The 20,624-nt window shown below is 50.9% G+C and carries 13 protein-coding genes; 8 read left to right on the plus strand and 5 right to left on the minus strand.

Translation table 11 applies throughout. The features are described from left to right. Window positions 1–25: 25 nt before the first annotated feature. A complete protein-coding gene (locus Mal48_RS21585; protein WP_145204765.1) occupies window positions 26–376 on the minus strand; it encodes a hypothetical protein in 351 nt (116 codons plus the stop codon). Window positions 377–999: 623 nt separating this feature from the next. Here Mal48_RS21585 and Mal48_RS21590 point away from each other — a divergent pair. The 5 genes from Mal48_RS21590 to Mal48_RS21610 all read left to right on the plus strand — a co-directional run bounded on the left by Mal48_RS21590 (window position 1,000) and on the right by Mal48_RS21610 (window position 7,270). Continuing rightward, window positions 1,000–1,989: a 3'(2'),5'-bisphosphate nucleotidase gene (locus Mal48_RS21590; RefSeq protein WP_145204767.1), complete on the plus strand. Its 990-nt coding sequence runs from the start codon at window positions 1,000–1,002 to the stop codon at window positions 1,987–1,989. 9 nt (window positions 1,990–1,998) lie between these two features. Beyond that, entirely contained in the window at window positions 1,999–3,774 is a 1,776-nt protein-coding gene (locus tag Mal48_RS21595; RefSeq protein ID WP_145204769.1) for an SLC13 family permease, read from the plus strand. A 338-nt stretch (window positions 3,775–4,112) separates the two neighbouring features. Next, on the plus strand, window positions 4,113–5,786 hold the full coding sequence (gene ettA, locus Mal48_RS21600) for an energy-dependent translational throttle protein EttA (protein ID WP_145204773.1): 1,674 nt from the start codon (window positions 4,113–4,115) through the stop codon (window positions 5,784–5,786). Window positions 5,787–5,828: 42 nt separating this feature from the next. Next, a complete protein-coding gene (locus tag Mal48_RS21605) occupies window positions 5,829–6,608 on the plus strand; it encodes a heme-dependent oxidative N-demethylase subunit alpha family protein (RefSeq protein ID WP_145204776.1) in 780 nt (259 codons plus the stop codon). 239 nt (window positions 6,609–6,847) lie between these two features. After that, window positions 6,848–7,270, plus strand: a complete 423-nt coding sequence (locus Mal48_RS21610; protein ID WP_145204779.1) for a hypothetical protein — start codon at window positions 6,848–6,850, stop codon at window positions 7,268–7,270. A gap of 107 nt (window positions 7,271–7,377) precedes the next feature. Here Mal48_RS21610 and Mal48_RS21615 read toward each other — a convergent pair whose 3' ends face one another. The 4 genes from Mal48_RS21615 to Mal48_RS21630 form a co-directional block, all read right to left on the minus strand. Beyond that, window positions 7,378–8,352, minus strand: a complete 975-nt coding sequence (locus Mal48_RS21615) for an isoaspartyl peptidase/L-asparaginase family protein (RefSeq protein WP_145204782.1) — start codon at window positions 8,350–8,352, stop codon at window positions 7,378–7,380. A 206-nt stretch (window positions 8,353–8,558) separates the two neighbouring features. Beyond that, window positions 8,559–9,149 (minus strand): sigma-70 family RNA polymerase sigma factor, encoded by a 591-nt coding sequence (locus Mal48_RS21620; protein WP_197441899.1) that lies wholly within the window; start codon window positions 9,147–9,149, stop codon window positions 8,559–8,561. A gap of 522 nt (window positions 9,150–9,671) precedes the next feature. Beyond that, window positions 9,672–11,174, minus strand: a complete 1,503-nt coding sequence (locus Mal48_RS21625) for a HEAT repeat domain-containing protein (RefSeq protein WP_197441900.1) — start codon at window positions 11,172–11,174, stop codon at window positions 9,672–9,674. Window positions 11,175–11,536: 362 nt separating this feature from the next. Further along, window positions 11,537–12,028 carry a CBS domain-containing protein gene (locus Mal48_RS21630; protein WP_145204791.1) on the minus strand — a complete coding sequence of 164 codons (492 nt, stop codon included), beginning with the start codon at window positions 12,026–12,028 and terminating at the stop codon, window positions 11,537–11,539. 536 nt (window positions 12,029–12,564) lie between these two features. Here Mal48_RS21630 and Mal48_RS21635 point away from each other — a divergent pair. The 3 genes from Mal48_RS21635 to Mal48_RS21645 all read left to right on the plus strand — a co-directional run bounded on the left by Mal48_RS21635 (window position 12,565) and on the right by Mal48_RS21645 (window position 20,602). Then, on the plus strand, window positions 12,565–14,133 hold the full coding sequence (locus Mal48_RS21635) for a sulfatase family protein (protein ID WP_197441901.1): 1,569 nt from the start codon (window positions 12,565–12,567) through the stop codon (window positions 14,131–14,133). 395 nt (window positions 14,134–14,528) lie between these two features. After that, window positions 14,529–18,032, plus strand: coding sequence for an efflux RND transporter permease subunit (locus Mal48_RS21640; RefSeq protein ID WP_145204797.1), 3,504 nt, complete (start codon window positions 14,529–14,531; stop codon window positions 18,030–18,032). Between the two features lie 14 nt (window positions 18,033–18,046). After that, complete coding sequence (locus Mal48_RS21645; RefSeq protein WP_145204800.1) at window positions 18,047–20,602, plus strand: tetratricopeptide repeat protein; 2,556 nt, start codon at window positions 18,047–18,049, stop codon at window positions 20,600–20,602. Window positions 20,603–20,624 lie beyond the last annotated feature (22 nt).

Consider the following 20,624-nt stretch of genomic DNA (forward strand, 5'->3'; position numbering starts at 1 on the left):
AGTGACGTCGATTTGACGTCATTGATTATTCAGCTGCTGCTGGAAGTTTTCCGCTTTTCAGGACGTCCCCGAAAGTCTTTCCGTCGCCAGCATCTGCTTTGGCAGCTTCGTCGAGTCCTTTGGCGATGTCGTCAGCACTCTTGACGTTTTTCTTGCCAAGGGCCTTACCGAGAGCTTTCCCGTAGTCGCTGACTTTTTTCTTGTTTTTACCACCTTCACCGTGGCAAACTCCACATTTTTTCTCTTTTGCTTCAGAGATATCGTACTTGGCAACGAAGCCTTTCAAGTACTGTGGGCGTGCTTCTGCCTGTTGTGGAGCAGCAGCGAAAAAACCAACGACAGCGATCGCTGCCATTCCAAGCATCAAATTCTTCATTCAAAATCCTCCAAGTCAAAAGTTGCAACTCGACGGTGTGATCTTCGACATCTCGTCCAAAGAATGGCGAATTGGTAATCAATCTGGTGCAGTCCATGAAACACGGTACCGTCAATACGTTAGAGATTAGAATTGCCCGATCCGTCAGTGTCAACACTCTTCTAAGTTTCGGCAAATCTGTAAAGAAATTTGGCGAATTATAACGACGAGTTGGTTGCTACGGACGCTTCAGGAATTCACGAGAACTTTAGGTTTAGCAAATACAGTGCCGATTCTTGTGGAAAGATACATGCGAGAGTTGTTGTCGACAGCAGCGTGAGGTTCAGAGATTCTGCAGTGCGGTACGCTTTCGGGTGTTCAGTTCTCTGTGAAAATTGGCTGCAAGCAGTGGAAATCGACCTCAGTGAAAGTCTCTTTCAGTTTGCAGATCTTGAGAGGTCTTCCATTTTTGGCAATCTTGAAGGCGAGTTGTTTCACGAACGGTTGAGTCCTAAAATCTGGCGACATTGAGGTTTGCATTCTGATCAGGGTTCGGATGAACTCCCGGGCGCAGCTACTCTTTTACCGAACCTATTCCATTATTTTAGGTCATTGTTCTACGCTCACTGCTCGAGGAGGTGCATGTGTCTGAAGTATTTGAATCTGAGGTCTCAACGGCTATTCAAGCGGTCGTAGCAGCCTCGGTGATTTGTCGTTCTGTCCAGAAGACAATTGCCGACGATGCGATGGAAAAAAAGGACCGGTCGCCTGTTACTGTTGCAGATTTTGCATCGCAGGCGGTCATCTGTCGTGCCCTCAGAGAGGTGTTCCCGAACGATCCGATTGTTGGCGAGGAAGATTCGAAAGAGCTTCGTACCGCAGAGAATGCTCCGTTTCGGGCTCGCATTCTGAAAGAGATTCAGGCAACGGGTGTCGAAGCCTCGGAGAAGGAAGTCCTCAGCTGGATTGACTTCGGGAACCATGACGGTTCAGCTGATCGCTTTTGGACTCTCGACCCGATTGATGGAACAAAAGGTTTTTTACGCAAAGAACAGTTTGCGGTCTCGCTGGCGTTGATTGTTGACGGGACTATTCAAGTCGCCGCTTTGGCCTGTCCGAATTTGCAGACTCGCGACACCTGGGACAATGCTCAAGGAGTTGTCCTGAGCGCAGTTCGTGGCCAGGGAGCCAGAATGACTCCGCTTGACCTTCTCGATGTCACTCCTCACACGACACAGGTTTCCGCGATCAAATCGCCGCTTGAAGCCCGTCTTTGCGAATCAGTCGAATCGGGGCATACCGCTCACGGTTGGTCAGGGAATGTTCGCGAGCAACTCGGGACGACGGCGGAAGCGGTTCGGATCGACTCGCAGGCCAAGTACGCTGTCGTTGCTCAAGGAGATGCCGAAGTGTATCTCCGATTACCAACACGAAAAGATTATCAGGAAAAGATCTGGGATCACGCCGGTGGAGTATTGGTTGTCGAGGAATCTGGGGGGACTGTGACCGACATCGACGGCAAGCCGCTTGATTTTTCTCAAGGATCAACATTGAAGAACAATCGCGGAGTTGTTGTGACCAACGGCCTGTTGCATGATGACGTCCTTAAGGCTATCGCCGCAGCTGAAGAATAAATTGGATACATGGACCCCTTCGCAATAACCCTCACACTTGGAGTTGTCTTCGTCGCCATTATCGCGATGATGGTCTCTCGCGCCGGTCCGGATTTGATTCTTCTCGCTGGGCTGACGGTTTTGATCGTGGCGGGAATTGTCACACCCAAGGCTGCGGTTTCGGGGTTTGCGAATGAAGGTCTCATCAGCGTTGCGGTTCTTTTTATTGTCGCTGAGGGGCTCGAACAAACGGGTGCGATCACCTCTCTCATTAAAAATATGCTCGGTCTTCCGACCTCGCGTTTAACCGCTTTGCTCAGACTGATGCTGCCGACAGCGGCGATGAGCGCCTTCCTGAACAACACGCCTGTCGTGGCTGTGATGCTGCCGGTACTGGATGACTGGGCCAAGAAGTGCAGGCTTTCAGTCTCTCAGTTAATGATTCCTCTCAGCTACGCTACGATTCTTGGCGGTCTTTGTACTGTGCTGGGGACAAGTACAACGGTTGTTGTAAATGGGTTGATGAGTAGCGAAGGCCTCCGTCCGCTGACCCTGTTCGAGCCAGGTTTCGTCGGGCTGCCATGCTGCATTGCTGGACTGATTTATATTCTCTCGACGGGAAAGCTGCTGCTACCGAATCGCAAACCAGCATCATTGCAATTCGATGACCCACGAGAGTACACGATCGAAATGCTGGTCGAGCCGACAAGCCCGCTTCTCGGGAAAACTATCGAGACAGCTGGATTACGGCATTTGCCAGGCATGTTCCTGATGGAGATCGAGCGAAAGGGGGACATCCTGCCAGCGGTCTCACCATCGGAACGTTTGCAGGCAAACGACCGACTTGTCTTCGTCGGCGTCGTCAACTCAGTTGTCGACCTCCAGAAACTCCCTGGGCTAACACCTGCGACTGATCAGGTTTTCAAGCTGAATAGTCCACGATCAGAACGCTGCCTCATTGAAGCGGTCGCTTCAAACACCTGCCCGGTCATTAACACAACGATTCGCGAAGCTCGCTTCCGTACTCGCTACAACGCCGTTGTGATTGCGGTCTCCAGAAACGGTCAGCGAATTCGCGGGAAGATTGGTGACATCACTTTGTCTCCCGGGGATACTTTGCTGCTGGAAGCACATACGTCGTTTGCCGATTTGCAAAAAGACTCGCGCGACTTCTATCTTGTCAGCCGTGTCGAAAACTCTACGCCATTACGAAGAGACAAGGCCTGGATTGCTCAAACGGTTCTGATTGGACTTGTTCTGCTCAACACAGTTTTCCGTTGGGAGATTCTTCCTTCAGCTTTGTTGGCGGCCCTTGTTCTCATTTTAACAGGATGTGTGAAAGCACATGAGGCTCGGGCCAGTATTGACTGGTCTGTGTTGATTACCATCGCTGCCGGAATCGGGATTGGTGAAGCAATGAAGGCTGAGCACAGCGGAGCAGGGCCCTTTGTTGCAAATTATCTGACGAGCTTTTCCGGTGGAGAGCCGATCGCTGCATTGGCGATTATCTATGGGATCACGATGGTTTTTACGAATTTGATTACTGCGAAAGCGGCAGCGACGCTTGTCTTCCCTGTCGCCATTTCGACAGCAACGAGTATGGGAGTTGATCCGATGCCGTTTGTCGTCGCGGTGATGATCTCAGCCGCCGCCTGTTTTGCGACACCTATCGGGTATCAGACAAACTTGATGGTGCAGGGGCCGGGGGGGTATCGCTATGTCGACTATGTCCGCTTCGGTGGTCCGCTCACGTTACTCCTTTGGCTGGTCGCCGTTTTGGTGATCCCCCTCCGCTGGGGGTTTTAACCGGAATCCGTCCGAAAACCTCTGGGATAGCCGCTTTTCTCAGTGTTTGAGAGAGCAATTTCAAGTTTCAGGACCAGCTCTAGCTCTAATAATCCTTCCGTGGACTTTAGTCCCTGTGAGTCACAACGACCTCAGGGGTATTGTTAGCGGTTCTAAGTCACTCAATCTATAATGGAAACAGAACCTGAATCAGACCGCTTTCCAAGGGGTTGAGCAAAGAGTGTACACGTATCAATTCGGGCTGATGACTCGACTCTCCCTTCACACTTGAAGTACGGGGCCATACGCAGTATGACCCCCCGCAACCAACATAAGAATCTTTGTCAGAGACAACCGTCATGGCTCAAAATTACATCATGTCCATCGAAGGTCTCACCCGGATCTACGATGAAAAAGCTGTTTTAGAAAACATCTGGCTCTCCTTTTTCCCCGGTGCAAAAATCGGTGTCTTGGGAGATAACGGGTCCGGGAAAAGTACTCTCCTGCGAATTATGGCAGGGGAAGACAAGGACTACATGGGTGAAGTCCGCCCTGCCAAGGGAATCAAGATTGGCTATTTCCGACAGGAGCCGCACCTCGACGCTGAAAAAACTGTTGATGAGTGTGTCGCTGAGGGAGTTGCAGAGTCGCAGGCCATTCTGGATCGGTATAACGAAGTGAACGAAAAGTTCGCTGAAGAAATGACCGACGATGAGATGACCGCATTGCTCGAAGAGCAGGGGAAGTTGCAAGATCAGATTGATGCAGGCAATTTGTGGGAACTGGATCGGATGGTTGAGATGGCAGCTGATGCGCTTCGTCTGCCACCTGGAGATGCCAAAGTCGAGCATCTTTCCGGGGGAGAGAAACGTCGAGTGGCACTGTGTCAGCTGTTGTTGCAAAGTCCAGACATGCTGCTGCTGGACGAACCGACAAACCACCTCGATGCAGAGTCGATCGCCTGGCTGGAACGCTATCTTCACGATTTCAAAGGGACCGTTGTCGCGATCACGCACGATCGGTACTTCCTGGAAAATGTGGCCGGTTGGATTCTCGAACTCGACCGTGGGCATGGGTATCCCTATGAAGGGAATTACACAGCTTGGCTGGAACAAAAACAGGCTCGCTTGGCAGTCGAACAGAAGAAGGAAGAACGCCGACAGCGTGTTCTGAAGCAAGAACTTGAGTGGGTGAAGATGTCTCCCAAGGCTCGGGCGACCAAAAACAAAGCCCGTCTTGAGCGATACAACGAACTCGCCTCACAGGAATTCGATGAGCGCGACGGCGCAGCTCAGATTCAGATTCCTGTCAGCAAGCCACTTGGAGATCTCGTCGTAAAAGCGGAAGGGCTCTCCAAGGCTTACGGGGATCGTCTGTTGTTCGAAAATTTGAACTTCCGATTACCTCCTGGCGGAATCGTTGGTGTCATCGGTCCGAACGGTGCGGGAAAGACGACATTGTTCAAGATGATCGTCGGGGAAGAAAAACCGACCAACGGTACGCTGACGATCGGCGAAACGGTCGACCTTTCATACGTCGATCAATCGCGTGATGCCCTCGATCCCAAGAAGACGGTATACGAAGAAATTTCCGGTGGGAACGATCAAATTCTTGTCGGCAACACAAAGATCCATGCTCGCGCTTACTGTGGACGATTTAACTTCAAGGGGACGGAACAGCAAAAATTCGTTGGCGACCTTTCCGGTGGAGAACGAAACCGTGTCCACCTCGCCAAGCTCTTGAGAACCGGTGGAAACCTGTTGCTGCTCGATGAACCGACAAACGACCTGGACGTTGAAACCCTCCGCGCACTTGAAGAAGGTCTGATGAACTTCGGCGGCTGTGCTGTTGTCACCTCGCACGATCGGTGGTTCCTCGACCGCATCGCGACGCACATTCTCGCCTTCGAAGGAGACAGTCAAGCCTATTGGTTCGAAGGCAACTACAAAATGTATGAAATTCAGCGCAGGGAACGTCTTGGTGAAGACGCTGACCGTCCTCATCGGATTAAATACCGTCCAATCAAGCGCTGAATTTTGCGAGCATCAATTGTTTGAGCGAATCTCACAAATTGCATGAGTGATCTCTTCAGCTACGAAAATGTTCCGCACCCTTACCGGGATGGCTATAGCGTCCTCCCGCGATTGCGGAAAATTCCCCGTGAAGAGATCTTTCGCTATGAGCCTTCGCACTTCCAACGCTGCCTGACTGAAAAGAAGCTGGCTCGAGAGTCGCAGGTTTTCGAGGTCGAGCAGCGATTGAACGAAGATCTACGTGAAGCGGTTCGAGTGTTCCTCTTGCAGGAATATCCGATTCCGCTCAAGCCGGCAGCTTCGCTGAGAGAAGTGGTCGAGCAGATGCAGGAAGATGTCGTGATCCACGCCCTCGAAGGCGAGGACGATTGGATGGCCTACGGGCATGTCTGTTTGCCGAGCAGCTGGCGACCTGAGGAGAAAATTGGTCAGAACTTGCGTTCTCTTCACGCACCGATTCCGGGGATCAATCTCGATAAGAGTTCTCAACTTGTCGAGACCATGGTTCATCATGGACCATTTGAACGATTCATTTGGAGTGTTGTGTTTGACGACCGGCTCAATTTCCATCCCGACATTCCCAAGACGCCGTTTGATGTCGACAAGCCAACCGTTTACGTGAAAGTCGAACGGCAGGTCACCGTTGGTTTTCCAGAACAGTCCGGCGGCCTCTTTTTGCTGAGTGAGTCTCTCCTTAACGAGGATGAGATTGATCGTCCTGCACTGGCAGACTCAATTCGAAAGATGAACGACGCCGAACGCGAATATAAAGGTCTGATCGACTGTGCGGCAGATCTCATTAACTGGCTCGAATGCACTTAGGCCATTTTCAATGGTCGTCGTCCCTGTGAATATTGCTTTGGTGACTTAATAGCCTGTTCGCCACGAGGCAGATCGCGTATGCCAGTTCTCTTCTGACAGCTTGATGAGTGAAAAATTTACGATTCCGCCGGAGTTCCTATCTCGTGCAAACAGGTGTGACAGCTAGCTGTCACACCTGCGCCGAAGCTGACTGTATCGATTTAATAATGCAGTTAGTTCTTACACGAGTGAGTGATTTCATGTCAGCATCCTTTCTTGATTCCGAAGCCACATCCTTACCTCTGAATGTTTCAAATGAACCCGGCTCATCCACGGGGTTACCTTCCTCAGAGCTCTCGTCGACAACAACAACAACAACAACTTCTTCGACATTACCAGCGTCGGTGGTTCTATCGCCTGCACCCATTGAACATCCGCCCGCGATCACTCGTGGAGAACGTCAACTCCCTGTGTTTTGTCCACAGTGCGGGACGCGAATTGAAATCCGCAAAGGGCTTTGTGGAAATCGCTTGATTGATGCAATTCTCTTGCAGGCAGAGCGGCTTGGAACCGAGCTGGAATGCCAGCGCTGTCAGACCCGCTTCGTGTTTCAAAAACTCGCAGAGATCCCTGAAGCAAAGCGAGAACGGAATAAGCAACAGGCATTCGCATCCAAGTTCTGATGCGAGCCGGTCCTGTACGGAAGTCTGTGCGATGAAGCGTCAGGAATTCAGGTCGGCATGACTTGGTCTTCGCCAATTGCGGTTTTTTTCTGGGTTACTTCCTGCGGTTACTTCCCAATGTGGACTTCTCTTCGGCCAGAGGAGTCTGCAGCGGCTCGTGACATTCCACGGGTGTTGAATTCGGTGACGATGTTTCCGTCCTTGTCAATCGCGATGATGCCACCACGGACCTGATGTTTCTTTCCGTTCAAGATATCCTGGACCGCCTTTTTGAGTGAATCACCACGGTACGCCATGCGGGCTGAGACATCATATGCGACAGCGTTTCGGATGTAATCTTCACCGATTCCTGTACAGGAGACGCCGCACGTTTCGTTGTCGGCGAACGTTCCGGCACTGATGATGGGGGAGTCTCCGATCCGACCGTACTGTTTATTGTTGAGGCCCCCTGTTGATGTTGCAGCTGCGATGTTGCCATGTCGATCCAAGGCAACGCAGCCGACAGTTCCCATTTTGTCTGTCTCTTTTTGCTTTGCCTGTTTTTGAGTTTTGTGGAGTCTTTCTCGTTGGTGATCCGTGGAGAAGTAGTCATTCGAGACCCGTTGGATTTTCGGATCGTCTTTGAATTGATCCGCGAACTTTTCTGCTCCGTCGGTCGCAAGCAGAACGTGTGGTGTTTCGGTCATCACTCGCCGGGCCAAAGAGATTGGGTTCCGGACAGTTCTTACACCTCCAACTGCTCCGCCTGAACGATCTCGCCCATCCATGATCGATGCATCGAGCTCATGCTTTTCAACCGCATTGAATACCGCCCCTTTACCTGCATTGAAGTAAGGCGAATCTTCAAGAATGCGAACGACGGTTTCGACCACATCAAGGCTGCTCTCTCCCCGTTTGAGCATCGCGGTTCCTTGATCCAGGGCCTGAGTGAGGATCTTCTCTCGATTCTCAATCCACTCTTGCTTTGAAGAAATTCCTCCAGCGCCACCATGAATGACCAGTGCAAATTTGTCGGTCGTTTTGACTTCTTGTGCATGAACTGTCGAAGTTGCGAAAGAAAGCAGGCAGAAAGAAAACATCATGCCGCAGGACATCATGTTCCTGTAGAACGCTGTGGAAATTTTCATCATCAGACTACCCGGTGCGATTGAAGAAGTTGTCAAATCCTGAAACAGTTTGCTCTACCGTGTGCCGGATAGAGCGTGAATACCACAATTCGAAGAAGGTATATTGTGAAGCAGGCCGACGAATTCAACAAGACTCCCGCACGTGTGAGCGGTTCAGATGTTCAATCGAGTCGGAACAGTCCCGCGTACTCATGCCGGAATTTTCGTAGCAGGCGTGATTTTATAGATATCACTTCGACGCAGTTCCGGTGGAGTTCACTCGCAACCGCATCAATCGGTTGATGGTCCAATTCGATACGGGAGAAGATTTTCCATTCCGATTCTGAGAGGCTCTCTTTGAAGAACATCATTGCCGAGTGGTAAAGCTGCTTTGTTTCATTTTGAACGACCACAGCGTCAACTTCGTGAACAGTGCGAGGGAGAACAAGCTCAGAATCTTCAGGCGTTTCGGATTCCGCAGTTCGCTGGTCGTCCCCCTGGTTTTGGCCACGCTGCTGTTGCTCAAGGTTGTCCATGATTTTTTTGTGAGTCAGACGAGCCAGCCAGCAGTGAATCGTCTCGGTTGAGTCGGTGGGCTGAAATGACTGAATCCGCTGATAAACATGCAGGAAGACATCTTGCCCGACTTGCTGAGATGCCTCGGGGGTCAGCCCTCGTTTACGAGCCCAGTGATAGACGAGCGGAGTATAGAGCGACACGAATGTCGACCAGGCTGTCGGGTCATGTGATTGTGCGCGAGACAATAAACTCAACGAAGTATCCATCTACTTTACGGAATGACTCGAATACCCGTTCGCTTTCTCTGCACGTTGATCAACTTGTTGACCAGCACAGTTGATCAACATCATCATTCTTCGCGTCCAGCTGAGAATATCTTTCGTCTATCATCTTCAATCAATCGATGTCTTTCAACTGTACACGAATTCCGAACGGAATTGGATCCATGCTCGACAATTGTCTGAGTGAAATTACGAATAAATGCTAACTGGCAGAAAGATTGATGCAGCCAATTGAGAGAGGTGGCCAGCATTAAAGCATCTTTCGGATTGGCTTGCAGGTTCTGCCTCGTGGCGAACAGCATTTTTATTCGAGAACTGGATTCTTCACGCGCACACGGTAGAGCTGACTGTACTAAAGTTTGATCAATCCAGAATTCCGATTGCAGCCTGGTCGATTCTCACCTTCTGCAAGCACCTGAGAGATAAAAAAAGCGGCGACACTTTCATGAAAGTGTCGCCGCAGATGGGTTTCGATTTAACCTGGCCGTGATGCTTTTACTTGCCGAGGCATGCCAGTGCAGTCAGGGCGGCATCGCGAACTTCTGGGGTGTCGAATTCAGAGACGTGTTGCAGGTCTTCCAATGCAATTTCAGCATGTGTTCCAAGTCCACCCAAGCTTAAGGCGACTGTGGCTCGTACGTCGGCATCTTCGTTTTTTAAGGCTGCTTTCAATGCCTTGGCTGCAAATTCAGCCCCCGGTTGTCTCACGCTTCCTAACGACACTGCGGAGAACAATCGATTCTCGCGTTGTTCGTCATTGAGTCCTTTCTGCAGGACTTCGTATGAGGCCATTGCTTCTGGGGCAATGCGTGTGAGCGCTTCCGCAGCGTGAAGGCTCGTGAGTGAGTCTTTCGTGTCGCGAAGGCGTTCCAGGTCAGCGATGGCAGGTGTTGCTTCGCTTCCCATTTGCCCGAGCAGGTACGCGGAGAGTCGCAGGACGCTTACGTCGTCTTCCTGAAGCAGGCTCTGCAAGTGTCGAACAACATCAGCATTTGCTCCTTCGATGTCATGAACGGTTCCGGCAGCGTGAGCACGAACCAGAGCGTCGTTGTCATGAAGCAAAGCTCGGACTGCAGGAGAAGCGGCACGAGCGTAGAGTCCCTGGTCTCCAAGTTCGATCAAGCCAGCAATTCTTTCGGTCGGCTGTTTGCTGTCGAGGAGCGATACGACTTGAATCAGTTCGTCAGAGGCATCAGCGTCGCAAAGTCTTTGAACGGATGTCGTTTTCCATTCAGATTTTCGTTCTTCGAAAACTGTTTCCAGTGACGGAGTGTCTGATTTCACAGTCGTGATGGTTGGCTTTGAACTTTGCTCTTGCCGAGTCGTTTCTGCGGCTGCGACTTCAACAGCGTCTAGATTCCCGCTCATTTCTGATGATGTTTGTGGTGGCTGAGCAGAGCCGGTTTCAAACACATCGTTCCACCATTTTTGCTCTTCGATGTCCTGAGCGGCAAGAAGCTCATCGCCGAACGCTTTCTCTTTTCCGGGCTCCAAGGCCACTTTACTCAGGACTTTCTGTTCAGAGATGACAGGTTTGTCGAGAGCGACTTTCTCGGATGCTTTGGAGGTGGTTGCTGCTAGCTGATTTTTCGTTTCTGTAGAATCGTTCGCCCATTCAAATGCGGACGGTGCTTCTCCCGGAGCAGGGCGTTCTGCCACCTCGAACATCGGAGGTGTTTTCTTCTTGTTCTGTGGAAGCTGATCTTCCAATCGGCGACTTTTCTTCGTCAACACTTCTTCAGCTGGCTGCTTGGGACGTGTTGTCGACTTTGAGGCCAATGTCGGTTGCCTGCTGTTGTTTTTCTCAGCAATCAAATCTGCCGGAGATTTTTTTCGACCGGCTTTTGAATACTGTGAACTCCCCTCAGACTGTATTCCAGATGAGGCAACTGAAGTCGATTTTGAACCGTACTTTTGTGAGAGTACTACGATTCTTTGTTGAGCGTCCACGTTCTGTGGGTCTTGCTCGGCGATATGCTGGTACAAACGTAATGCCACTTCAGGCTTTCCGTTGTCCTCATATCGTTTCGCCGCCTTGAGCAATCGTTCAGATCGATTTTCGGCAACTTGTTTACTTTGTGAAGCAGCCGATTTTGTACCAACCCAAGATGGTTTGGTGGCACACCCCGAAACCGCAAGAACTATTGGCGCAATTAGTAGCGCTATCTTCGAAACCTGACGCATCCTTGCCCCCTCTATGGTGCAGAAACACCCGGGAAACGGTGGAAATCCCCCCCCACCGTCAAGTATCTATGGCACACGATAAAATTTGTGTGTTAACTAATCAGTTTTATCGGCGGGACACTCTCAACTCTTGTGGTTGAAATATCGAAAAAATCCGCAAAGGAGGGGAAAGTTGATCAATCGTTAATGTGTCTTCCGCCAATACCGCCGGTTTTGAGGTACTTTGGGCCCGCAAGTGGCGGATGCGGCTGATTGGGATCGGTCGCTGAAGCGTTCTCGCTGACGAATTCACTCTCTAGCAGCAAAGAGATGAGCCCTAACCGGCTGATCGTCCCTATCAGTCGAGTCTGGTCAACAACCGGAACCCGAGGATGAATGTTCTCGCAGAGTACGTTGAATGCCTTTTCGAACGAGTCCTGAAGCGAAAGCGTCTTCGAAACGGGAGACATGATCGTGGTGATCACTTTCTTTGGACACAAGCGAAGAGAGTGGTATTTGAGGAAATCGTAATCCGGCACGACCCCAACAAGGGCGTTCTGCTCATTGACGATATAGACGTCTGAAACTTTGGACTGCAAGAGAAGGTTTTCTGCCTCCTCGATTTTCGTCTCAGGCAGGACAGTGACCATGTGTGTGTCAATCACACTTTGAATGAAGAGTTGCGGCATCGGGCTCTCCTGCGATCAAGTGCGTTCTGTACCCGTGAAGAACGTCATTCCATCAGGGAGAATACCGTACAGCACGAGGCAGGACGCGTACGTCGTTGTCGAAAATGGACTTGAACACTTTCGCAGGCCCGGAAAACATTGAAAATGTCCTAGAAATAGATCGGCAAATTAGCTGCTGTGACAATGGGGCGATTGGCGAAATTTGCCAGGTCACTTCGATTTCTGACGGTTTATTCCGGCGCAGCTGAGATGACTGGAGAGCGTCTCAGTCATGTGAAGCGAAGGTAATTCACCAAGGTTAGAGGATAAAACGAGATTTGGGCATGCATTAAAGCGTGAACAAGAGTTCTGAGATCGGTATGATGGTGAAGACTGTTTCAGGTTTTATGAGAGGGGCTCCGCTTCTTGTCGCCACAGGACCGTTCTGCGTATTTTCATCCATGGTCTTTTGGCATTTCCTGGCGCACACCTCGACTGAGGTGGAGCACAAATGAGTCGACAGCGCAGCGTGCGCACAGAGAAATATGAGAGAGACTATGTATCACTTCCTTGTGAAGACACAGGCGTTCCTGATTGTATCCACAGTCATTCTTCAGGTCGTTAGCACGACCCCGCTTGCCGCCGAGCAGCCTCAGCGTCCAAATATTATCGTCATTATGGCGGATGATTTGGGGTATGGGGACGTTTCTTGTAATGGAGCAACGGAACTGAAGACTCCGCATATCGACCAGCTTGCCGCTGAGGGCATGCGATTCACGAGTGGGTACTGTTCCGCATCGACATGTACGCCGACGCGGTATTCATTTCTGACTGGAACGTATGCCTTTCGGGGAAAGCGAACCGGGATCGCTCCGCCGAACTCTCCGGCAATCATCAAGCCAGGAACTGAGACGATTGCTTCCATTTTACGACGAGGCGGTTACGCAACTGCAGTGATCGGAAAGTGGCATCTTGGATTGGGTGGCGACGAGGGACCGGATTGGAATGGAGACCTGAAGCCGGGACCGCTTGAAATCGGGTTCGATACCTGCTTCTTGTTGCCGACAACCAATGATCGTGTCCCCCAGGTTTATGTACACGATCATCGTGTTCCGAATCTTGATCCTGCTGATCCGCTATGGGTCGGGACAAAGAAGCCGAGTCCGGATCACCCGACAGGGATTACTCATCGTGACACTTTGAAAATGGACTGGTCACACGGGCACAACTCGACAATTCATAATGGAATTAGCCGGATTGGATTTTATACCGGTGGTCATGCCGCTCGTTTTCGTGATGAAGATCTGGCGGACAAATGGGTCGAGAAGTCGAACGAGTTCATCGCGAAGAATAAAGATAATCCGTTCTTCCTGTTCTTCTCTTCGCACGATATTCATGTGCCACGCATTCCACATGAACGATTTCAAGGGAAAACGAAGCTCGGCTTTCGTGGCGATGCTATCGTCGAATTTGACTGGTGCGTAGGCGAGTTAATGAAGACGCTGAAGGAGCATGACCTCGACGAGAAAACTCTCGTTGTGCTCTGTTCGGACAACGGACCGGTTCTTGATGATGGCTATCAAGATGACGCCATCGAGAAAAACGGGAAGCACCGTGCAGGTGGTCCGTTCAGCGGTGGGAAGTATAGTGTCTATGAAGGGGGAACTCGTACGCCGTTTATCACTCGCTGGAAAGGTCACATCAATCCGGGGGTGAGTGATGAAGTCGTTTGTACGATCGACTTGGCTGCAAGTTTGGGAGCCTTGGCGGGGCAAACAATTCCCGAGGATGCTTGTCTGGACAGCTTCAACGTACTCGATGCATTGCTTGGAAAGCCGTATGCGGGCGGGCGAGGCCATCTGGTTCAGCAGGACAATGGAGCGAGCGGAACGTACGGACTTCGTGTCGGCAACTGGAAGCTGCACCGCTCGGATCGTAAACGCGCCAGAAACGTCAACGTCGAGGCTGAACTCGCAAACACTCCGGTTCCACAGTACCAGCTCTTCCAACTTGATAAAGATCCCCAAGAAACGAATAACGTTGCGGAGAAGTATCCGGAAGTTGCACAACGCCTTCAAAAGCAACTCGCGAAGATCATCGCAGATGGTCGGACACGAAAACCGTAAGGCTCCGAAATGACGGCGACGATGCACCGCATCGGCAATCATGCTGTTTCGCGTTTTGCTCGCCAGGAAGTAGAACGTAAAGGCCAATGTTGGATTTGCTCTGGATGCTCTTTACGTCGGCCTGCGATGTCGAGACAATGAAGCGGGCTCAGGGAGCATTCTTTCAAACTTGGATGATCCACAAATTTTTGAGGTGATTCGTATCTTGTTTGAAGAGTGCTGGAACTGATCCTGAAACTTGAAATTGCTCTCTTAAACATTGAGTAAGGGGGTTATTCCAGAGGTTTTCGGACGGATTCTAGTTAAGAAGACCCGCCAGAAACACATTGTAAAGTGAGGCAGTAGAGCAATCGCTCTGCAGCTTATAGATAACCCGAACTAAAGGTTTTCCGGGTATGAACCCCATTGAGTTTTCTTGTGAGAATCCCGTCAAGGTGGCCGTCGGGGTGATCCTTGCGATTATGTTCGGCACACTTGCGTTTCTTGCGACTCCGGTGCAGTTGACTCCTGATGTTGCCAAACCCGCGATCACCGTAACGACAGCTTGGCCGGGGGCCAGTGCGCAAGAGGTCGAGCGGCAAATCATCGATGAACAGGAAGAACAACTTAAGGGAGTCGAGGGGCTCGTTGAGTTCAAAAGCGAAAGCAAGGATTCCGTCGGCACAATTACTCTCGAATTTCCTGTCGGGTTTGATCTGGCTTCTGCGCGAGCGAAAGTCAGCGACAAGCTGAATCAGGTTCCCGAGTATCCTGAAGATGCCTCTGAGCCGACGATCACAGAAGGTGAGCAAGGTGGGAACTTTATTGCCTGGATCATTCTCAAGCCGATCCCGCCAACTCCAGAAGATGTTCGACAATTTGTCGCGAAACACCCTCATCTGGAGGAGAAGCTGAAAGTCTTCGCAGACGGGACTCGTGAAGCGGACTTGAGCGTTTTGCATAAAATGGCTCGTACCGAGCCGGACGTCCAAAAACTTCTCGATGGGCGACCTGATCCCACGAAGATGAGAAAGTTCGCGGAAGATTTTATCGAAGCTCGTTTCGAACGCGTCCCGGGAATCTCCAATTCGAATATTGTCGGAGGTCGCGAACAGGAATTTCGAATTGTTGTCGAACCGACAAAGCTGGCAGCCTATCAACTCACGATCGCTGATCTTCGTCGTGGTTTGAGTGGTGAAAACAAGAATACGTCAGCGGGCGACTTGTGGGAAGGAAAACATCGACACGTTGTTCGGACAATCGGTCAATTTGACACACCAGAGAAAGTTGCCAACACCATTATCGCCATTCGCGATAATTCTCCAGTCTATGTCAAAGACGTCGCTACCGTCGGAATCGACTATAAGAAACCTGATGGAATCGTGCGGCAGAAAGGAGTCTCGGGGTTGGCGATCAATTGCGAGCAAGCTCCCGGAACGAACGTACTCGAAATCATGGGACCTCCGGAAGCCGAGCTCGATATTGATGGCGACGGGACGATTTCAGAACTCGATCTGGCAGAAGCCCGCAAGGTGCATGGAGACTGTTTGCGGATTGCGATTGCAGAACTCAACCTGGGCGTGCTGGCTCAACAGGGAGTTTATATTGAGCAGGTCTATGACCAAACGGATTACATCTACGCTGCGACCGATTTAGTCTCTCAAAACATTTATGTTGGTGGAACTCTCGCAGTATTGGTGTTGTTGATCTTCCTGCGCAGCCCCCGAAGCGTGATCATCGTCGGGCTTTCGATTCCGATCAGTATCATTGCGTCGTTTCTTTTTATTCGTGGCTTTGGGCGAAGCATTAATGTCATCAGTTTGGCTGGGATGGCGTTTGCGGTGGGAATGGTGGTTGATAACGCGATCGTTGTGTTGGAAAACATTTATCGACATTATCAACTGGGCGAAACTCCACATGTGGCTGCGATTCGTGGTGCGAAAGAAGTTTGGGGAGCCGTGCTGGCCTCGACATTAACGACACTCGCGGTGTTCGTCCCGGTCGTTTTTGTCGATGGGCAAGCGGGGCAGTTGTTTCGTGATATTGCGATAGCGATTAGTTGTGCCGTTGGGCTTTCTCTCATTGTTTCGGTGACAGTCATTCCGGCTGCCTCGCAGCGAATCCTGAAAAAGATCTCTCACCCATCTCCCAAGGATGCCCCCAAGAAACCAAAAGGTTTCTTTGCCAGGATCGTTGATCGCTTCGCCAACCTGATGAACCTGCTTCTCACGATGCCGGGGAATCTGATCGTGCGGCTAGGGATTGTGGCCCTGTTTGTTACTGTCACGTTATTCGGGGCGTGGATTCTCATGCCGAAAACAGAATACTTGCCGGAAGGAAATCGGAACCTTGTTTTTGCAATTCTCCTGCCTCCTCCGGGATACAACCTCGATCACATGATCGATATCGGAAAAGGGATTGAATCGGAGCTCTCACCTTATTGGGAAGCAGAACCAGGTTCACCGGAAGCAAAAGCGTTGGATGGTCCACTCGTGAAGAATTTCTTCTTTGTGGCGCGTGGGTCAAATCTGTTCATGGGGGCTTCTGCACGAGAAGAATTGCAGGCGGGTGACATGGTTCCCGTGATGCAGCGAACCGCAGGGAAAGTTCCGGGAATGTTTGCGATTGTTGCTCAGTCGGGGCTCTTTTCAGGAGGCCTCAGCGGCGGGCGGGGAATTGATGTCGAGATTTCCGGACCGGACATGTCTCGGTTGAATCAGATCGGGCAAGATGTCTTTCAGCGGACGATGGGGATTGGACAGTACCAGGGAAAGGCAGTCTTCCCACCCGATCAGGGGCATCAGGCACAGCCGATGCAGAATTTGGAATCGACAAATCCTGAGCTACTGATTCAAGCCAGACGCGAAGCTGCCGCAGATTCACAAATTACCACCGCTGATCTTGGTTACGCGATCAATGCACTTGTCGACGGAGCTTACGCGGGTGATTACTGGCACAACTCTCGGAAGATCGATCTTGTGATTTACGGTGCCGATGAATTTTCGAGGCAAACTCAAGACCTCAAGAACTTACCGCTGAGTACCCCGACCGGGAAGTTGGTGAATGTGGGAGCGGTCGCAGAAATTTCTTCAATCGGCGGCCCGGAAAGTTTCAAACATGATGAACGACAGCGTTCGATTGGTATTCAAATTAAACCTTCGCTGACGATGCCGTTGGAAACCGCCATCGAGAAAGTTGACCGGGAAATTCGACAGCCACTTCTCGAATCACCACTGATGGCAGGTGGGCAATATCAAATAAAACTGGCTGGAACATCTGACGAGCTGAGTGAAACCCGCCGAGCGATGCAAGGAAATTTATTGCTCGCGTTGATTATCACCTATCTGTTAATGGCGGCGCTGTTTGAATCATTTCTGTATCCTGTCGTCATTATGACCAGCGTACTTCTGGCACTCGTCGGAGGGTTTGCCGGACTGGCATTGCTGAATCTCTTTATTCCGCAATCTCTCGACATGTTGACGATGCTCGGGTTTGTGATTTTGATCGGAACCGTGGTCAACAATGCGATTCTCATTGTACATCAATCTCTGAATTACATGCGTGAAGATGGCATGAGCGACCGCGATGCAATTGTGGAAAGTGTTCGTACACGTATTCGTCCGATCTTCATGAGTACGTCAACAACCGTTTTGGGGATGTTGCCGTTGGTAATTCCTCTCCCTGCCCGCACGCTAGATGGCTCGTGGGCACTGCAAGCAGGGGCCGGAAGTGAGCTCTATCGTGGCTTGGGAAGTGTCGTACTGGGTGGGCTGATCATCTCAACGGTCTTCACACTGATTCTGGTTCCGGTTGGCTTTAGTTTGGCGGTCGACATGAAGAAAGGTTGGAATTGGCTCTTAGGGCGTTCGGGAGAACCTGTCGAACGTCAAACTCAAAAGCAACTCGCCACCCAAAGTTGAAGGTGAAACTTAGAATGAAGAGTGAGGGAGCACGCCTGGCACATCGAACGAGTCTTCCACTGGTCGGAGTCGTCGTGCTTTACGTCGCTCAACTCGGATGGGGTGACGATCTTCAGAATCGATACTTTCAGGGCCTGCGAGATCGTGGTCTCTATTTGATCGCTGAAGATTACGCCGTCAGTCGCTTAGGTACCGATCTGCTCCTCCCCGATGAGCGTGCGATCGTCACCATTGAACTGGTGCGAACACTCACCGCTCACGGAGGGGTTTCGTCACCTGAGCAGCGGGATGAACTCTGGGGCGAAGCGGAAAGGTTGTTAAAGCAGTTCTCCGAGAGTCACAAGAACAATCCTCGTCTTCTGGAAATTCAGGCGGAGCAAGCACTGCTCCCTGCCCGGTTCGGAGATGAGCTGGCTTGGGAACTCCAGATTAACCCGGTCAACCAGAAGTTGGCGACGGCAACTCGTGACGAATTCACCAAAGCGATTCAAGAGATTGCGGAAGTTCTTGTTGAGTTCGACAAAGCCCCTGAGAAACCAAGTCCAAGTGATCTTGCTGATGGGGCACTCACGCAAACGGAAAGAATCAATTTAAGGCAACAGCTGGAGTTCTACCTCGTCCGTTCCAAATTTTTCCTGGCCCAGATTGCGCCACCTGGACCTGATCGAACTGGCCTCTTTCTCGATATTGCTGACGAGTTCGATGCCCTCTCAAAAGAACGCCCCGAGTCGAAGTGGACGTTCAAAGCCCGCAAGTACCTCGCAACACTCGCACGCGATCGCGGCGATTATTCCCGCGCGGATTCGTTGCTTCGTTCTCTTGCCCGGGACGCAGCTGAGTATTCGATGCAGGATGAAATTTTGGCTGAACAGGTTCGCAGCCAATACGATCAAGGCAAGCTCGACGATGGCCTGCGGATGATTACTGATCAGATTCAAAGTGGGCATCCACTGGGTGACGAAGTTCGAGCGGTGGCTGTTGAGGGCTTACTGAAAGCTTGGAAAATCGCTGGCGAGAAGGGGGAAACAGACTTTCAGAAAGAGCTCCTCGCAGAAGCTGAAAGTCATCATCAGCGAACACGAGGCAAATGGCAAAAGCTGACGTACGCCAAGCTGAGTCAAGTTCAGCAGAATCTCAATCTCGGCGATGAACTGGCGACCCTCGTTCGTCAAGCACAATGGAATTACCACAACGGCGACCTCAAGCAGGCGATTCAGTTTTTCCAGAACGCCGCTGCGCTGGCACATCGGCAAGGCAAGTCAGACAATGCTGTTGACTATGCGTTCACCGTCGGCTCAATTCAAATTCAGCAAGAAGACTGGCCTGCTGCTGCAAAAACATTTGAAGACATCGTTGCCAATTTTCCTGAGGCTCAAAAGTCACAAGATGCAGGCTTGATGCGGTGTTATGCGCTTGGCAGAATCTATCTGCAGCGACCTTTACAGGAAACGCGAATTGCTTACGAGGCAGCTCTTTCGAAGCAACGCATTCAGTTTCCCAATACCCCTTCGGCAATTGAAGCAACATGGATGCTCGCAGTCCACAACGAGCAACGTTTGCAATGGACCGACGCGATCGATTTGTACCGGGAAATTCCGGCGGATCATCCTCGATACGACACCGCAATCTTACGGATAGTCATTCTTTATGACAAAATTCTGACCCGACTCAAGGAACTCAAAGGCCCTGTCGAAGTCTGGGAAGATCAACTTCTCGAAGAAATCGTAAGAATTGAGGACCACCTTCCGAACCACAACGTTCTGGACTCGATGGAGCAGTGCCAGACGGCATTGCGGATCGCACAATTGCTGCTTCAACACCGCGATCGTTGGTACAGCGTCGCTGATCATTGGCTAAAACGAATCGAACAAACCGTTGAGGCTCAACAAAGAGAAGCAGACTTGCGAAATGCAAAGCTTGATCCTTTGTGGACTCAAATACAACGTGCCACTTCGCAACTGAGAATCGTCTCTCTAGCTGGTCAGCAAAGGTTAGGTGATGCTCGTAAGATCATGCTTCAGCTGGAGAAAACAGATCCATCGACAATGTTGGGGATTCTTCTAGGTTTGACTGAGATGACCTCGAAAATTGATCCGCTGCGACAGGTAGAGATGGGGCATTTACAACTGGAAGCCATCAGTCGTCTGGAGCAATCAAGAAGTGAATTGACACCGCAGCAGCAGCGCATGCTCGACGACAGTCACGCCGAAGCGTTCATTGCGATCGGGAATTTGAAAGAGGCTGCCGACATCTACGCGGAGCTAATCGAAAGCACTCCACGGAACGAACGGCTTCTCAGGAAAGTGATCGAGGTCCTCCTCAAACGAGGCAAGGCGGAAGACTTACTCGAAGCACGCAACTGGTGGAAGCGCATCGAACAGTTGTATAAACCGGGCGAGCCAGGCTGGGTTGAAGCTCGTCTGGAGATTGCAAAAATTGATGTACGTATCGGTGAGAAAGAGCAAGCCTTGAAATTACTCGGTGTGACGAAAACGCTCTATCCTCAACTGGGAACTCCGACGCTGCGAGAAGAGTTCGATCGATTTCTTGATGAGTTGAAATCTCAGTAGCTTTGGTGAGATCGAACACCGA

This window comes from Thalassoglobus polymorphus, assembly GCF_007744255.1.
In the GTDB taxonomy this organism is placed as follows: domain Bacteria; phylum Planctomycetota; class Planctomycetia; order Planctomycetales; family Planctomycetaceae; genus Thalassoglobus; species Thalassoglobus polymorphus.

Bases quoted from the DNA above. Each gene is read 5' to 3' on its own strand.
- Mal48_RS21585 (WP_145204765.1), bottom strand. From the start codon at position 376: ATGAAGAATTTGATGCTTGGAATGGCAGCGATCGCTGTCGTTGGTTTT.
- Mal48_RS21595 (WP_145204769.1), top strand. From the start codon at position 1,999: ATGGACCCCTTCGCAATAACCCTCACACTTGGAGTTGTCTTCGTCGCC.
- ettA (WP_145204773.1), top strand. From the start codon at position 4,113: ATGGCTCAAAATTACATCATGTCCATCGAAGGTCTCACCCGGATCTAC.
- Mal48_RS21605 (WP_145204776.1), top strand. From the start codon at position 5,829: ATGAGTGATCTCTTCAGCTACGAAAATGTTCCGCACCCTTACCGGGAT.
- Mal48_RS21610 (WP_145204779.1), top strand. From the start codon at position 6,848: ATGTCAGCATCCTTTCTTGATTCCGAAGCCACATCCTTACCTCTGAAT.
- Mal48_RS21615 (WP_145204782.1), bottom strand. From the start codon at position 8,352: ATGATGTTTTCTTTCTGCCTGCTTTCTTTCGCAACTTCGACAGTTCAT.
- Mal48_RS21630 (WP_145204791.1), bottom strand. From the start codon at position 12,028: ATGCCGCAACTCTTCATTCAAAGTGTGATTGACACACACATGGTCACT.
- Mal48_RS21635 (WP_197441901.1), top strand. From the start codon at position 12,565: ATGTATCACTTCCTTGTGAAGACACAGGCGTTCCTGATTGTATCCACA.
- Mal48_RS21640 (WP_145204797.1), top strand. From the start codon at position 14,529: ATGAACCCCATTGAGTTTTCTTGTGAGAATCCCGTCAAGGTGGCCGTC.
- Mal48_RS21645 (WP_145204800.1), top strand. From the start codon at position 18,047: ATGAAGAGTGAGGGAGCACGCCTGGCACATCGAACGAGTCTTCCACTG.